15 protein-coding genes and 1 pseudogene are annotated in these 13,566 nt (G+C 61.9%); 13 read left to right on the top strand and 3 right to left on the bottom strand.

Going from position 1 to position 13,566, the window contains the following annotated elements; genetic code table 11:
• Nucleotides 1–53 precede the first annotated feature (53 nt).
• From ACSQ3I_RS20025 to ACSQ3I_RS20040, 4 genes and pseudogenes are all read left to right on the top strand, one after another.
• Nucleotides 54–1,943, top strand: coding sequence for an ABCB family ABC transporter ATP-binding protein/permease (locus tag ACSQ3I_RS20025; protein WP_436001749.1), 1,890 nt, complete (start codon nt 54–56; stop codon nt 1,941–1,943).
• A gap of 263 nt (nt 1,944–2,206) precedes the next feature.
• Nucleotides 2,207–2,908: pseudogene (locus tag ACSQ3I_RS20030) on the top strand (phosphatidylserine decarboxylase); the annotation flags it as partial.
• Nucleotides 2,909–2,927: 19 nt separating this feature from the next.
• Nucleotides 2,928–3,797 (top strand): CDP-alcohol phosphatidyltransferase family protein, encoded by an 870-nt coding sequence (locus ACSQ3I_RS20035; RefSeq protein WP_436001750.1) that lies wholly within the window; start codon nt 2,928–2,930, stop codon nt 3,795–3,797.
• A 192-nt stretch (nt 3,798–3,989) separates the two neighbouring features.
• Entirely contained in the window at nt 3,990–4,139 is a 150-nt protein-coding gene (locus ACSQ3I_RS20040) for a hypothetical protein (protein ID WP_436001751.1), read from the top strand.
• Between the two features lie 227 nt (nt 4,140–4,366).
• On the opposite strand, the gene ACSQ3I_RS20045 is transcribed toward ACSQ3I_RS20040, so the two are convergent.
• Nucleotides 4,367–5,131 (bottom strand): SOS response-associated peptidase, encoded by a 765-nt coding sequence (locus ACSQ3I_RS20045; protein ID WP_436001752.1) that lies wholly within the window; start codon nt 5,129–5,131, stop codon nt 4,367–4,369.
• Nucleotides 5,132–5,175: 44 nt separating this feature from the next.
• Nucleotides 5,176–5,496: a YnfA family protein gene (locus ACSQ3I_RS20050; RefSeq protein WP_436001753.1), complete on the bottom strand. Its 321-nt coding sequence runs from the start codon at nt 5,494–5,496 to the stop codon at nt 5,176–5,178.
• 148 nt (nt 5,497–5,644) lie between these two features.
• Between ACSQ3I_RS20050 and ACSQ3I_RS20055 the strand changes: the two genes are divergently transcribed.
• From ACSQ3I_RS20055 to ACSQ3I_RS20090, 8 genes are all read left to right on the top strand, one after another.
• Entirely contained in the window at nt 5,645–6,064 is a 420-nt protein-coding gene (locus ACSQ3I_RS20055) for an NUDIX hydrolase (RefSeq protein ID WP_436001754.1), read from the top strand.
• 58 nt (nt 6,065–6,122) lie between these two features.
• Entirely contained in the window at nt 6,123–6,554 is a 432-nt protein-coding gene (locus ACSQ3I_RS20060) for a TIGR02301 family protein (RefSeq protein WP_436001785.1), read from the top strand.
• A 102-nt stretch (nt 6,555–6,656) separates the two neighbouring features.
• Entirely contained in the window at nt 6,657–6,914 is a 258-nt protein-coding gene (locus ACSQ3I_RS20065) for a hypothetical protein (RefSeq protein WP_165823343.1), read from the top strand.
• 17 nt (nt 6,915–6,931) lie between these two features.
• Complete coding sequence (locus ACSQ3I_RS20070; RefSeq protein WP_436001755.1) at nt 6,932–7,678, top strand: hypothetical protein; 747 nt, start codon at nt 6,932–6,934, stop codon at nt 7,676–7,678.
• A 75-nt stretch (nt 7,679–7,753) separates the two neighbouring features.
• Nucleotides 7,754–8,590 carry a CAF17-like 4Fe-4S cluster assembly/insertion protein YgfZ gene (gene ygfZ, locus ACSQ3I_RS20075; RefSeq protein ID WP_436001756.1) on the top strand — a complete coding sequence of 279 codons (837 nt, stop codon included), beginning with the start codon at nt 7,754–7,756 and terminating at the stop codon, nt 8,588–8,590.
• 32 nt (nt 8,591–8,622) lie between these two features.
• Complete coding sequence (locus ACSQ3I_RS20080) at nt 8,623–9,207, top strand: YfbR-like 5'-deoxynucleotidase (protein ID WP_436001786.1); 585 nt, start codon at nt 8,623–8,625, stop codon at nt 9,205–9,207.
• Nucleotides 9,204–9,743 carry a tyrosine phosphatase family protein gene (locus ACSQ3I_RS20085; protein WP_436001757.1) on the top strand — a complete coding sequence of 180 codons (540 nt, stop codon included), beginning with the start codon at nt 9,204–9,206 and terminating at the stop codon, nt 9,741–9,743. The genes ACSQ3I_RS20080 and ACSQ3I_RS20085 overlap by 4 nt, the downstream gene beginning before the upstream one ends.
• Before the next feature lie 103 nt (nt 9,744–9,846).
• Nucleotides 9,847–10,665 (top strand): mechanosensitive ion channel family protein, encoded by an 819-nt coding sequence (locus ACSQ3I_RS20090; RefSeq protein WP_436001758.1) that lies wholly within the window; start codon nt 9,847–9,849, stop codon nt 10,663–10,665.
• A gap of 10 nt (nt 10,666–10,675) precedes the next feature.
• Here ACSQ3I_RS20090 and ACSQ3I_RS20095 read toward each other — a convergent pair whose 3' ends face one another.
• A complete protein-coding gene (locus tag ACSQ3I_RS20095) occupies nt 10,676–11,182 on the bottom strand; it encodes a superoxide dismutase family protein (RefSeq protein ID WP_436001759.1) in 507 nt (168 codons plus the stop codon).
• 376 nt (nt 11,183–11,558) lie between these two features.
• On the opposite strand from ACSQ3I_RS20095, the gene ACSQ3I_RS20100 reads away from it, so the two are divergent.
• A complete protein-coding gene (locus ACSQ3I_RS20100) occupies nt 11,559–13,418 on the top strand; it encodes a putative bifunctional diguanylate cyclase/phosphodiesterase (RefSeq protein WP_436001760.1) in 1,860 nt (619 codons plus the stop codon).
• Nucleotides 13,419–13,566: the final 148 nt, after the last annotated feature.

A 13,566-nucleotide genomic window follows, 5' to 3' on the forward strand; every position in this document is an offset into this window, starting at 1 on the left:
TCTGCGGGCTCGCCGCTTTTTGTGTTTGACGCAAGGCGTCGCCAGGAGGCCGCATGGCAACGAAGAAAAAGACGATTTCGGCGGATTCCAGAAACCCCTTGCAGACGCTGCTCAACCTCTGGCCCTACATGTGGCCGACGGATCGCCCCGACCTGAAATCGCGGGTGATCTGGGCCAGCGTGCTCTTGGTCATCGCAAAGGTCGTCCTGCTCTCAGTCCCCTACTTCTTCAAGTGGACCACCGATGCCCTGAACGGCAAGATCGATGCGGCCGGCATCCTGCCGGCCATCATGCTCGGCGCCACGGCGCTGATCATCGCCTACAATGTCGCGCGTATCCTGCAGCAGGGGCTGAACCAGCTGCGGGACGCGCTGTTTGCCCGGGTCGGCCAGTATGCCGTGCGCCAGCTTGCCTATCGCACCTTCGTGCACATGCACCAGCTTTCGCTGCGGTTCCATCTCGAACGCAAGACGGGCGGCCTGTCGCGCATCATCGAACGCGGCACCAAGGGCATCGAGACCATCGTCCGCTTCACCATCCTCAACAGCGTGCCGACCTTCATCGAATTCCTGCTGACGGCGGCGATCTTCTGGTGGGGTTACGGTTTTTCCTATCTTCTCGTCACGGCAGTCACCGTCTGGGCCTATATCTGGTTCACGGTGCGGGCCAGCGACTGGCGCATCTCCATTCGCCGCTCGATGAACGACAGCGATACGGACGCCAACACCAAGGCGATCGATTCGCTCTTAAATTTCGAAACCGTCAAGTATTTCGGCAACGAGGAGATGGAAGCCCGCCGTTTCGACGTGTCGATGGAGCGCTACGAAAAATCGGCGACGCAGGTCTGGACCTCGCTTGGCTGGCTCAACTTCGGCCAGGCCGTCATCTTCGGCCTCGGCACCACCGTCATGCTGGTGATGTCCGGCCTTGCCGTCCAGCGCGGCGAACAGACGATCGGCGATTTCGTCTTCGTCAATTCGATGCTGCTGCAGCTGGCCGTGCCGCTCAACTTCATCGGCTTCGTCTACCGCGAAATCCGCCAGGGTCTCACCGATATCGAACAGATGTTCGAGTTGCTCGAAGTGGAGGCCGAAATCAACGATGCGCCGGATGCCCGCGAACTCGATATCCGCCAGGGCGGCATCGTTTTCAAGGACGTGCAGTTTCACTACGATCCCGAGCGCCCGATCCTGAAGGGCATCTCCTTCGAGGTGCCGGCCGGCAAGACGGTTGCCGTCGTTGGCCCTTCCGGCGCCGGCAAGTCGACGATCTCGCGGCTGCTTTATCGCTTCTACGATATCCAGCAGGGTTCGATCACCATCGACGGCCAGGATATCCGCACCGTCACCCAGAAGAGCCTGCGCTCTGCAATCGGCATGGTGCCGCAGGATACGGTGCTGTTCAACGACACGATCGCCTACAACATCCGCTACGGCCGCCCCGCGGCGAGCGAGGAAGAGGTGAAGGCTGCCGCAGAGATCGCCCAGATCGGCACGTTCATCAGCCACCTGCCCGACGGCTACGATACCAAGGTGGGCGAGCGCGGGCTGAAACTGTCGGGCGGCGAAAAACAGCGCGTGGCGATTGCCCGCACCGTGCTCAAGGCCCCGCCGATCCTCATTCTCGACGAAGCGACATCGGCGCTGGACACCACGACGGAGCGGGAAATCCAGACCGCCCTCGACGTCGTGTCCAAGAACCGCACGACGCTGATCATCGCTCACCGCCTGTCCACCGTCATCGGCGCCGACGAGATCATCGTGCTCAAGGGCGGCGAAATAGCGGAACGCGGCTCGCATGCCGAACTCATGCTCCGCGAGGGCGGCCTCTACGCCTCGATGTGGGATCGCCAGCGCGAGGCGGTGCAGGCGGAAGAACGTCTCAAGCAGGTGCGCGAGAACGACGAACTCGGCATTGTCGTGCGCAAGGCGCCGGCGAATTGACGCAGCGCGCAATGCCCCCTGCGGCAATTCGTTCGCGACAGGTCCTTTTACCGTGCACAGCAGGCCGGGACGACGATTGAACGGTAGCAGCGCGCCCTCGCCGCATTGCTCCCACTGTTTTTTCACGCTACTGCATAGCTCCCAAAATCGGGGGCATTACCGGGAAAATGGCGCAAAAGCCTTGGCGCTTTGAAACCATTGCCTAGGTTAAGCCGAAGAGCGACACCTCCGATTCAAAGCATAAGAACAACAGGAGACCCCCGAATATGAGTTTGGTCAAAACGATACGCAGCACGTTCGTTCCGGTGCATCGGGACGGCTGGAAGTTCGTGGCCGCCTTTTTCGTGGTTTCCGTCGTGCTCGGCCTGCTCTGGGAACCGCTGTTCTGGGCGGGCCTGGTGCTGACGCTGTGGTGCGCCTACTTCTTCCGTGATCCCGAGCGCATGACGCCGCAGGACGACGACCTGGTGATCAGCCCGGCCGACGGCCGCGTCTCGTCGATCCAGATGGTGACGCCGCCGGATGAACTGAACCTCGGCAACCAGCCGATGCTGCGCATCACCGTGTTCATGAACGTCTTCAACTGCCATGTGAACCGTGCGCCGATGCGCGGCCGCATCCGCAACATCTCCTACAAGGAAGGCAGCTTCCTCAACGCCGAACTCGACAAGGCGAGCCATGAGAACGAGCGCAACGGCCTGGTGATCGACACCGCCCATGGCGAAATCGGCGTGGTGCAGATCGCCGGCCTTGTCGCCCGCCGTATCATCTGCTGGTCGGCCGTGAACGAGCCTCTCGAAGCCGGCGAACGCTTCGGCCTGATCCGCTTCGGTTCGCGCCTGGACGTCTTCCTGCCGCCATCCGCCGCACCGCGGGTTTCCCTCGGACAGACGGCGATTGCCGGCGAAACCGTGCTTGCCGAATTCGGTTCGGCCAAGGGGCCGGTCGTCAGCCGCCGTATCTGAACCTTGCAAGGAAGCGCCGATGGACACGCCTTTTCCGCCTTTCGAACCGCATGGACCGAACGATGCCGCCCGCGGCCCCCGGCTCCGGGAAATTCCGCTGCGGCTGATGATCCCCAACCTGATCACCATCCTGGCGATCTGTGCGGGCCTGACGGGCGTTCGGCTGGCGTTCGAAAGCCGCTATGAACTTGCCGTCGCCATGGTGCTGGTGGCGGCGTTTCTCGACGGCATCGACGGACGCATCGCAAGACTGATGAAGGCGACGTCGAAATTCGGCGCCCAGATGGATTCGCTCGCCGACATCGTCAATTTTGGCGTCGCGCCGGCGCTAGTGCTCTATGTCTTCCTTCTCGACCAGGCGCGCTCCATCGGCTGGATCGCCGCGCTGATCTATGCGATTGCCGCCGGCCTGCGCCTGGCGCGCTTCAACGTCATGGAAGAACGCGAAACCAAGGCGACCTGGCAATCGGAATATTTCGTCGGCGTGCCGGCCCCCGCCGGTGCCATGATCGTGCTGCTGCCGGTCTATATCGGCTTCCTCGGCGTCGAGATCAGCCAGACCTTCGCTTATATCGCTTCCGTCTACACCGCGATCATCGGCCTGCTGCTGGTCAGCCGCCTGCCCGTCTGGTCGGGAAAATCCGGTGGCAGCCGCGTCCGGCGCGACCTCGTCCTGCCGCTGATGCTGGCCGTGGTTATCTACGTCGCCCTGCTGATGAGCTTTACCTGGCAGGTGCTTTCCCTGACAGTCATCGCTTACCTTGCCACCCTGCCCTTCGGTGCGCATGCGTGGAAAAAGAAATATGGCACCCTTATTATCGAGGATGTGGTCCACGCCGATTCGACAGGTGACGCGACCAAGGAAGACGATCTCGACCGCGGCATCTAAACTCTCTGTGGGAAAGCATCTCCCTGCATCTCTTCTTTAAGTCTTCTTTAAAACACGCCTGCTAAGCGGCCCTCTCGCGAAATATGGTCAACGTTGATTAAATTTGATCTCCGCGGCCTCGCTTTCGTCACGAATCCGTGATGGAATCGCAGACTTACAACAAAAGGCAGGAAACACGTGAAGGAGATGACAATGACCGCGCCGAAGAATACACCGGGAAAGACGCAAGCCGGTAAGCCGCAGAAGACCGATCTGGCCTCGCTCTACCGCCCGCTCGGCCTCAAGGCTGTCCTGGCTGCGGCACTGATGCAGAAGCCGAAGCAGAAGAAGAAGTTCGCCTGACAGGCTTTTCGCCAGGCATCAGCGCCTTGCGTTTTCCATGATGTGCGACCCGCCTGAAGGCGGGTTCGGAGGGCGGCGCAACCGGCCGCTCCGCTGCATGCCGTGGCCGCATAAGAACCACATGTGATAGGGCGGCCGACGATACACACATCCTCGAATCACGATAGGTCCGGCTGCGCACCATAGGTCCGGCCGCGATTGTCTCGCCCGTGCCGCTGTCGATGTTTTCAGAACAGGCTCATCTGGCCCGAATCAGGCTTTGCGGGTTTGGTTTTCTCGACCGGCAGAACCTCGGCAACCGGCGCTTGAATGTCCGGCCCGCTATTGGCCACCTTGTTAACGAGGTCGGAGACCGGAACAGCCTCGAAAAAATCCTCCTGCACCGGCGCCATCAGGTCCGCGACATCACGCGGTTCCTGCGTCTTGCAATCGAGCCAGCGAGAAAAATCCTCCGGCTGGATGACGACCGGCATGCGATCATGGATGCGAACCATGGATCGGTTCGCCGACGTGGTCAGGATCGCGCCGGTATCGACTTCCGAGCCGTCGGCGGAAGACCAGGTTTCCATCAGCCCAGCAAAGGCGACGATGCCGCCCCGTTTCGGCCGGATCCAGTAGGCTTGGGACTTTGCGCCGCTTTCCTTCGATGGACGATGCCACTCGTAAAACCCCGTTGCCGGCACAAGGATACGGCGATGGCGCATGGCGGCGCGGAACGATGCCTTGCCGACCGCCGTCTCGGACCGGGCATTGAGCAGCAGCGGAAAATCCCGCGGGTCCTTTACCCAGCCGGGCAGGAAACCCCAGCGCACCAGCATGGCGCGCCGTTCGGGCAAATTGCTGCCACGTTCCTGCCGTTCGCCGGCGACGACCACGAGGATCGGCTGCGTCGGCGCAATGTTGTATCGCTCCGGAAAACCTTCCAGTTCGGCGAGGTTCAACGCTTCCCGAACCAGTTCGGGTTTTGCCGTCAATGCAAACCGTCCACACATGGCTCTTACTTGGCACCGCCGATCCCGGGGGTCAAGGATCGGCGTCAGCCGCGCGGTCCGAGCAGGATGATGCCGGTGCCGAGCAGGCAGACGAACGCACCCGACACATCCCAGCGATCCGGCACGCGCTGCTCGACGAGCCAGAGCCAGAGGATGGAGGCAAGGATATAGATGCCGCCATAAGCGGCGTAGGTGCGGCCGGCCGCCTCGCTCGGAACGAGGGTCAGCAGCCAGGCAAAGGCCGCCAGCGCCACCACACCAGGCGCCAGCCACCAGATCGGCTTGTCGAGGCGAAGCCATGCCCAGAAGGCGAAACAGCCGGCAATCTCGGCCAGGGCGGCAAAGGCATAGATCACCAGCGACATGGGTTGGACGTCTCCTGCTTCCGGCGGGCGGAATCACCCGGTGCCCTTCTGCCGAAAACCTATTCGGCCGGTGGGCGGAAACCAACCCTTGGCGGCTTGGGCGGGACTATTTATAGCTGGAACAGCATCATCAACGGACCCTGCCGCCATGACCTCCCGCCCATCGCCCGCCTCTTCCGCCGTTCTCGAACGCGACGGCCGTTACCTCCTGGTGCGGCGGGCCAATCCGCCAGCGGCCGACATGTATGCCTTTCCCGGCGGCAGGGCCGAACCGGGAGAAACGCCCGCCGAAACGGCGATCCGCGAGGTTTTGGAAGAAACCGGCCTCACTGTTTCCAATCCCCGCCTGTTTGCCACCTACGACCTGAAGACGCTGGCCGATGACGGCAGCGTCAGCAGCCATTTTTTCCTGTCCGTCTTCCTCGTCGACGGCGAGCCGGATGCAACGGCGCTTGCGGCCGACGATGCGGCCGAACTCGGCTGGTATACGGCGGAAGAGATTCGCGCCCTGCCCGTTCCGCCAAGCGTGATCGATTGCGTCGACAGGCTCCTGCTTGCCCGGACGTAAGCCTGAAAAATGCGCTTCCGCGCTTGCGTCCTGCCGGATCTGGCTGTCAATTGAGCGCATGATTCATCCTCGTTTTCTCCTGTGCGCGCTCTTGCTTTGTGGCGGCTCCAGCCTGGCGCCAGCCTATGCGCAGAAAAATACCACCGAAGCCGAAACTCCTGCGGCGGCACTGCCGGAGGAGAAACCGGCGCCTTATGACGACAAGCTCGGCCGCCTGGCGGAAATACTGGGCTCCGTGCATTACCTGCGCGGGCTCTGCAACCCGGGCAAGGAGGATGATTGGCGCACCGTGATGCAACAGCTTCTCGACGCCGAAACACAGAACGAACCGAAGCGGCGCGAGGTGCTGACAGCCGCCTTCAACCGCGGCTACCGGTCCTTCGCGTCGGTTTATACCGATTGCACCCCGGCAGCCGTCATGGCAGAAGAACGCTACCGTATCGAAGGTGCAACACTGGCCACAGAAATTACCGCGCGGTTCGGAAATTAGCGAATTGTTAACCTCTTTTCGTGGCATCCCGTGCCGTTTTAAGAAAAGACTGCTAAGACGTTAACCGAGCGGTAACGACCGGACGCTCTCGAGGATGGAATAATGGAAGCAAGCCTCAACGACATCGATGACATGATCGTGCACGAGAAGATGCAGGCCGCCCTGGAATACCAGAACGAAGCCTGGGCTGACGGCATGGCTGATGGCATCGAGCCGGAAATCATCGCCGATGCGGCAATCGTGCTCGCCATGCGCGAGACCGTGCGCATCCACGGCGAGGACGGCGCGGAGGCCATGCTCGATTCCCTGCGTGAACGTATCCTGGCCGGCGAATTTTCTCCCAAGCGTTGCCTGCAGTAAGGCATGGGGGTGTGACGATGCTGATTTCGGCGAAGACATCTGCTCGTATTGCCCTGACGTCGCGCCTTCTGGCCGGTGTTTTCAGTGCAAGCCTGATTTTCGCCTTGCCGCAGCCGGCAGCTGCCCTGTCGGAGCTGAAACAGGTTCCGGGGCAGACGACCACCCAGAACAATACCACCCAGACTCCCGTCGACGGCGACGAACCGGCCGACGATGCCGGCGCCACGGACGGCCTGCCCCAGCCCGACCCGCTGATCGACCCGACGAACAAGACCGCCCAGGCGGACGACGGCAAGCCTGTCGAAGTCCTCTACGACGTCAACAAGGCGCCCGAGCCGGTGCGGCGCATGCGCCAGCTGATCGTCGAGGCGGCGGCTTCCGGAGACATCGAGCGCCTGCGGGCGCTGATGAACCCGGGTCCGAACCAGACCCAGGTGACCATCGGCGACACCGCCGACGACCCGATCCGGGCGCTCAAGGAACTGTCGGGCGATTCGGAAGGCATCGAGGTGCTGGCGATTCTGCTCGACGTCATCTCGACCGGTTTCGTGCACACCGGACAGGGCACACCGGACGAAATGTATGTCTGGCCCTATTTCACCGAAAAGACCCTTTCGACGCTGACGCCGCCTGAAAAGGTCGAGCTGCTGCGCATCATCACCGCCGGTGACTACTCCGACATGCTGGAATTCGGCGGATACAATTTCTACCGTGTCGGCATTTCGCCGGATGGCCAGTGGAAATTTTTCGTCGCCGGCGATTGAGACGCATCGAAGCCTTGCGGTTGCCGCGGCGACCTCTTACCTCGTTCACCGGACGAACCGGAATGGGCCGAGACAATGACACATGCCTATCTGCCTGAACGCGCGCTGATCCGGATCGGCGGCAGCGATGCGGAAGCTTTCCTTCACAGCCTGATCACCACCGACGTCGAAGGACTGCCGGAAGGCGAGGCGCGGCCGGGAGCATTGCTGACACCGCAGGGCAAGATCCTCTTCGATTTCCTGATCTGGCGGGATGCGGGCGGTTTCCTGCTTGAAACCGATACCATCCAGCGGGACGGCCTGTTGAAACGGCTCGCCATGTACAAGTTGCGCGCAGCGGTCGACCTTTCGGCTGAGCCGGGGGACGGCGTCACCGTTTTCTGGGACGGCGAAGCCGGCGGTATCGTTGACGGGCGATTCGCCAAGGCTGGCCAGTCGGTGACACGTCGGCCGGGCAAACATGGCGATGGCGGGGCGGAAGCCTACGACGCCCTGCGGATCGGCGCCGGCATCGCCCATTCGGGCAGCGATTTTGCCCTGCAGGACGCCTTCCCGCACGATGCGCTGATCGATCTCAACGGCGGCCTGTCTTTCCGCAAAGGATGTTATGTCGGGCAGGAGGTCGTCTCGCGCATGCAGCACCGCTCGACCGCACGCCGGCGTGTGGCAATCATCACCGCCGAAAGCCCGCTGCCGCCAGCCGGCACGGAACTGACCGCCGGCGGCAAGCCGGTCGGCACGCTCGGCACGGTGGTCGGCAACCAGGGCCTCGCCATCATCCGCATCGACCGTGCCGGCGAAGCGATCGCCGACGGCAGCGGCGTGTTTGCCGGTGACGTGCCGGTTTCAGCGCGGCTGCCCGAATGGACCGGCCTCTCCTTTCCCGCCTCGACCGACGAGGCGCAGGCGTGACACCGGAAAAGGCGCCGCGCGCCTGGCAACGCATGCTCTCCGGCCGGCGGCTCGATCTGCTCGACCCCTCGCCGCTCGACGTGGAGATTTCCGATATCGCCCACGGCCTTGCCCGCGTCGCCCGCTGGAATGGCCAGACATCCGGCGACCATGCCTTTTCGGTGGCGCAGCATTCGCTGGTGGTCGAGGAGATCTTTCGCCGCTGCAACAAGGCGACGGCTGACGAATTGCAGATGGCTCTGCTGCACGACGCGCCCGAATACGTGATCGGAGACATGATCTCGCCGTTCAAATCCGTCGTTGGCGGCGGGTACAAGAGCGTCGAGAAGCGGTTGGAAGAGGCAGTCCATCGACGCTTCGGCCTGCCCCCGCACGCCTCAAGGGAGTTGAAGGCCCAGATCAAGAAGGCCGACCGCATCGCCGCTTATTTCGAGGCGACGGAGCTCGCCGGGTTTACGCCGGAAGAAGCCCGCAAATTTTTCGGTCAGCCGCGCGGTATCACCCTCGACATGCTGTTGATGGCACCGCTGCCGGCCGTGGAGGCGCAGCGCCTCTTCCTGCGACGCTTTGCGGCCATCGAAACGCAACGGGTGGAAACGAAGGACACGGCCAAGTGACAGCGATCGTCGTCACCCCCCTCGCCCGGATGGCCGAAATGGCGGTCAAGCACCGGACCCGGGAGATGGTCAGCCTGCTCGCCCAGGGACAGCAATTTCACCGGCCCGCCGTCATCGACAAGGCGCGCCATCTCATCCTCGGCATGAACGACATCACGTTCGCCGGCACGGCGAATCTTGTGGCGCCGCAGGAAAGCCATGTCGAGCAGATCATCGATTTTGCCCGGGTCTGGGATCAATCGGCCCCTGTGCTGATCCACTGCTGGATGGGTATCTCCCGCTCTCCCGCGGCCGCCCTGATCACTGTTCTTGCCCTGCATCCCGATCAGGACGACGCAGTGCTGGCAAACCGGCTCCGGCAGGTCTCCCGATACGTCACACCGAATGCACGGCTGGTCGAAATCGGCGACCACATGCTCGGACGCGGCGGCCGGCTGGTTGCGGCGGTACGCGCCATCGGACGCGGCGCCGATACGGATGGCAACGTGCCGTTCGTCCTTCCGCTTCGGCCATCGGACGATGTTGCTTCGAACTGAAGCCTGCTGCAGCCTCCGCTGGCCCAGCGCCAGAGGTTGACCGGCCCTGATGGCCGCTCCATGTTCTCCTGCAACATCAACAGACTGGAGCATACGCCGGACAATGAATCAGGAAGCGACCGATTTCATCCTTGCCACGCGCGCAGCCGTCAGCCAGGCGAGTGCGCTGGCGGTGCATTATTCATTCTCGATTCTCGGTGCAGTCATCATCCTCATCATTGGCTGGCTGTTTGCCGGTCTGCTGCGTCGCTGGGCTCATCGCGGTCTGCTCAGCATTCATGGCGTCGATGAAACGTTGGCGGGGTTTTTCTCCAATCTCATCCGCTATGTGGTCCTTATCCTCGTTTTCATCACCGTTCTGGGGCAGTTCGGTGTCCAGACAGCGTCCATTATCGCGGCGTTGGGTGCGGCGGGTCTCGCCATCGGCCTTGCCTTGCAAGGCACGCTGCAGAACATTGCCGCAGGGATCATGCTGCTCGTTCTGCGGCCATTCCGGGTCGGAGAATATATCGAGACCTCGACAGTCTCCGGAACGGTCCAGGAAATCGGCTTGTTCGCGACAGAGTTGCGCACGGCAGATGGCCTCTACCGCCTTGCGCCGAATTCGACCCTGTGGAACACGCCAGTCACCAATTACAGCCGTGAAAATACCCGCCGCCACGACCTGAACATCATGCTCGACGTCAAGGACGATCTTCAGGATGCTGAGGCAAAACTCCGCGAACTCGCCCGGCAGGTCGTGGATGTCGAGACGTCGCCGGCACCACACACGTTCATCGCCGATGTTACAGAATCGAAAGTAACGCTGACGCTACGATACTGGGCAAGCACCCGAAACTGGGATGAGACGACAGGCGCCGTGCGGCGCGCCGTCAGGCGGGCCTTCTACCAGGAGCCGGAGGAAATCCGCACCGGCTCCTGACGAAACGATCCTATTCAATCACACCGCAGGCCAGTCTGTCGCCAGCATCGCCGGACGGCTGGCTGCGATAATCGTCCGAACGCGCATGGATCATCAGCGCCTTGCCGCGAATGGCATTCTTGTCGTTCAGCGTCACCAGGTTGTTGAAGACATGCGCGCGTGCCGTGCCATCGGCGCCGACATAGATGTTCGGCATGTCGCCGGCATGCTGCCCCTCTGCGGCCAGGAAACCGTGCTCTTTCTTGTCCGGATTGAAATGACCGCCAGCGCTCTCGTGATGTGAGGCCGCATCGCAGCGGCCGTTTTCATGGACGTGAAAGGCCACCCAGCTGTCCGGCGGCAGGTTGGAAACCTCGACTTCGATCAGCACGCCGTTCCTTGCGCCCGTCAGCGCCGCGCGGCCAATCTCTTTGCCATCGGAACCGACAAAGTTGGCGATGGCGTTCTGGGTCTGCTGCGCGGAGGCCGGAGCGGCAAAGGCGATGGCCGCCAGCACCGGCAAGAGAATGTTCTTCATCAGGAGATCCTTCCTCGATCCTCGTTTCACGACGTGAAAGCCCAACGCCTGAGCCGGCATGCAGTTCCAGCAGACGACTGGCAGGACCACAAGGCGAGCTTCTCTTGACCGGCGGAAATTCTTCGTCCAGCCTTGCAGCGAGAAAGACAGAATCAACAGAATATTAACCTCGCTCGCCCAATCTGGACGGGGGGAATTTCCTCGGATCGCATTTGTTTCGATGCTGTTTTCTCTTTGAGGAACCAGTAGTTACGGCATTTTTTGGATATCGTTATCTTGTTATCTGCGGAGAAAATAATAAATGTTTCGATTAAATTTGGGGTACGTACCGCATAACGTTGATCCTTGCCATCCTACGCATTCGTAAGATGCACTGATGCTCTCGCCTGAACAACAGTTCAGCCAGCAATGGCGCCTCGCCGCCAACGGCGGCACGATCGATTCCGAACGGCTGATGGATCTTGTCGTCGGGGCCTACCGCGACTACCAGACGGAAATCCGCCTCGCCGAAGAAGCGATGGACACGATGCGTTCCGTTCACGAGACGGTGACGGCAGACCTCGATCTCCGTCTTGCCGCCGCCAAAGCGCGGAATACCCTGTTGCAGAGCGTGCTCGACAATGCGCCTGTGGGCATCAGCCTTTTCGACAGGAACGGTACGCTTGTCGCCTGCAACAAGCAGTTCTGCCAGCACCTCGACCTTCCGCCCGCCAGCGTCCAACCGGGGGTGAACTTCGAAACCTTGCGCCCGCTGGTCAAGGGCAAGGAGAGGATGCGCAGCGCCCTCCTGCCGCAAGCGCCCGAAATCGCGCAGCCGCAGCGCACCGAATTTCGCGAATGGGAAATGGATGACGGTCGGATCATCCATGTCGTCCTGACGTTCCTGCCGGATGGGCAGTGTGTCGCCATCCACCAGGATGCGACAAAGGAGCGAAAGGCCGGCGACCGGTTGCGGGAAATCGCGCTACGCGATCCGTTGACCAACCTCGCCAATCGCCTCGCCTTCCGCCAGCAACTGGAGGAACGGCTTGCTGGGCTGAAGGAGGGCGAAAAGCTTGCCCTGCTGCAGCTCAACCTCGATTTCTTCAAGACGATCAACGACACGATGGGCGCCTCGACCGGCGACGAAGTGCTGAAGCTCGCCGCCGAACGGCTCCTCGAATGCCTCGGCCCGCAAGATGTGATCGCCCGGCTCGGTTCCGACGAATTCGTGATCATCCAGACGAAGTCCGGCCAGCCGGAAAGTTCAAGCGATCTCGCCCACGCCATCATCGACCAGCTCGGTTATCCGTTTTCGGTCGATGGCAAACAGATCCTGCTCAGCGCCTCGATCGGCATCGTCATCGCGCCGGACTACGGACACCAGCTCGATATCCTGCTGCGCAGCGCCGGCATGGCGCTGGCGCGCGCCAAATCCGAGGGCCGCAAGACGCTTCGGTATTTCAGGCCGGAGATGGATGCCCGCCAGCAGGCGCGGCGGGAACTGGAGGCCGATCTGCGCAAGGCGGTTCAGAACGGCGAATTCGAACTCTATTACCAGCCGATCTACGATCTCCACCGGGAGAAGGTCTCGACGCTGGAAGCGCTGTTGCGCTGGAACCACCCGCAACGCGGCCGCGTGTCGCCTGCCGACTTCATTCCGCTGGCGGAGGAAATGGGCCTGATCGTCGATCTCGGGCGCTGGGTGCTTTACCAGGCCTGCCTGGATGCGGCGCAATGGCCGGACGGAGTGAAGGTTTCCGTCAACGTTTCCGCCATCCAGTTCAAGAGCGCCGATCTCTTCGGCGATATCGTTTCGGCGCTGGCTGTGGCCGGGCTTCCCCCGGAGCGGCTGGACCTGGAAATCACCGAAAGCGTCATCATCCAGAACCGTGACCAGACGCTGGCGCTGCTCCATGACCTGAAGTTCCACGGCGTCAGCATCTCGATGGACGATTTCGGCACCGGTTACTCCTCGCTGAGCTATCTGCGCAGCTTCCCGTTCGACAAGATCAAGATCGACAAGTCCTTCGTCGACGACATCGCCGAAAACCAGCAGGCGCTGGCGTTGATCCGGGCGATCATTTTCCTCGGCAAGACGCTCGGCATGGCGATCACGGTCGAGGGCGTCGAAACCAGCGAACAGTTTTCGCTGCTGCAGAAGGAAGCCTGCGACGAGATCCAGGGATATTACGTCAACGCCCCCCGGCCGGTAAGCGAGGCCCAGGCGATGATGGAATTCTGCCCGGCAGAATAGCGGCAAGGCTGAATAAAGCGTTTCCGGCGCGCGTCTTTTCGACGGCCGGTGATGGTATGCGTGCGAAATCCGTCAAAAGCCGGCCAGACCGTCTTCCCGCGTGCCGCCAATACGTTAGATTGGTCCGCGGCGGCTACTCGATTTCTGG

Origin of the sequence: Rhizobium sp. LjRoot30 (assembly GCF_964253915.1) — a bacterium.
Taxonomy (GTDB): domain Bacteria; phylum Pseudomonadota; class Alphaproteobacteria; order Rhizobiales; family Rhizobiaceae; genus Metarhizobium.

What these genes read in the sequence shown, in the direction of transcription:
- ACSQ3I_RS20025 (WP_436001749.1), top strand. Translation starts at nt 54, where the DNA reads ATGGCAACGAAGAAAAAGACGATTTCGGCGGATTCCAGAAACCCCTTG.
- ACSQ3I_RS20035 (WP_436001750.1), top strand. Translation starts at nt 2,928, where the DNA reads ATGGACACGCCTTTTCCGCCTTTCGAACCGCATGGACCGAACGATGCC.
- ACSQ3I_RS20040 (WP_436001751.1), top strand. Translation starts at nt 3,990, where the DNA reads ATGACCGCGCCGAAGAATACACCGGGAAAGACGCAAGCCGGTAAGCCG.
- ACSQ3I_RS20045 (WP_436001752.1), bottom strand. Translation starts at nt 5,131, where the DNA reads ATGTGTGGACGGTTTGCATTGACGGCAAAACCCGAACTGGTTCGGGAA.
- ACSQ3I_RS20050 (WP_436001753.1), bottom strand. Translation starts at nt 5,496, where the DNA reads ATGTCGCTGGTGATCTATGCCTTTGCCGCCCTGGCCGAGATTGCCGGC.
- ACSQ3I_RS20055 (WP_436001754.1), top strand. Translation starts at nt 5,645, where the DNA reads ATGACCTCCCGCCCATCGCCCGCCTCTTCCGCCGTTCTCGAACGCGAC.
- ACSQ3I_RS20060 (WP_436001785.1), top strand. Translation starts at nt 6,123, where the DNA reads ATGATTCATCCTCGTTTTCTCCTGTGCGCGCTCTTGCTTTGTGGCGGC.
- ACSQ3I_RS20065 (WP_165823343.1), top strand. Translation starts at nt 6,657, where the DNA reads ATGGAAGCAAGCCTCAACGACATCGATGACATGATCGTGCACGAGAAG.
- ACSQ3I_RS20070 (WP_436001755.1), top strand. Translation starts at nt 6,932, where the DNA reads ATGCTGATTTCGGCGAAGACATCTGCTCGTATTGCCCTGACGTCGCGC.
- ygfZ (WP_436001756.1), top strand. Translation starts at nt 7,754, where the DNA reads ATGACACATGCCTATCTGCCTGAACGCGCGCTGATCCGGATCGGCGGC.
- ACSQ3I_RS20080 (WP_436001786.1), top strand. Translation starts at nt 8,623, where the DNA reads ATGCTCTCCGGCCGGCGGCTCGATCTGCTCGACCCCTCGCCGCTCGAC.
- ACSQ3I_RS20090 (WP_436001758.1), top strand. Translation starts at nt 9,847, where the DNA reads ATGAATCAGGAAGCGACCGATTTCATCCTTGCCACGCGCGCAGCCGTC.
- ACSQ3I_RS20095 (WP_436001759.1), bottom strand. Translation starts at nt 11,182, where the DNA reads ATGAAGAACATTCTCTTGCCGGTGCTGGCGGCCATCGCCTTTGCCGCT.
- ACSQ3I_RS20100 (WP_436001760.1), top strand. Translation starts at nt 11,559, where the DNA reads ATGCTCTCGCCTGAACAACAGTTCAGCCAGCAATGGCGCCTCGCCGCC.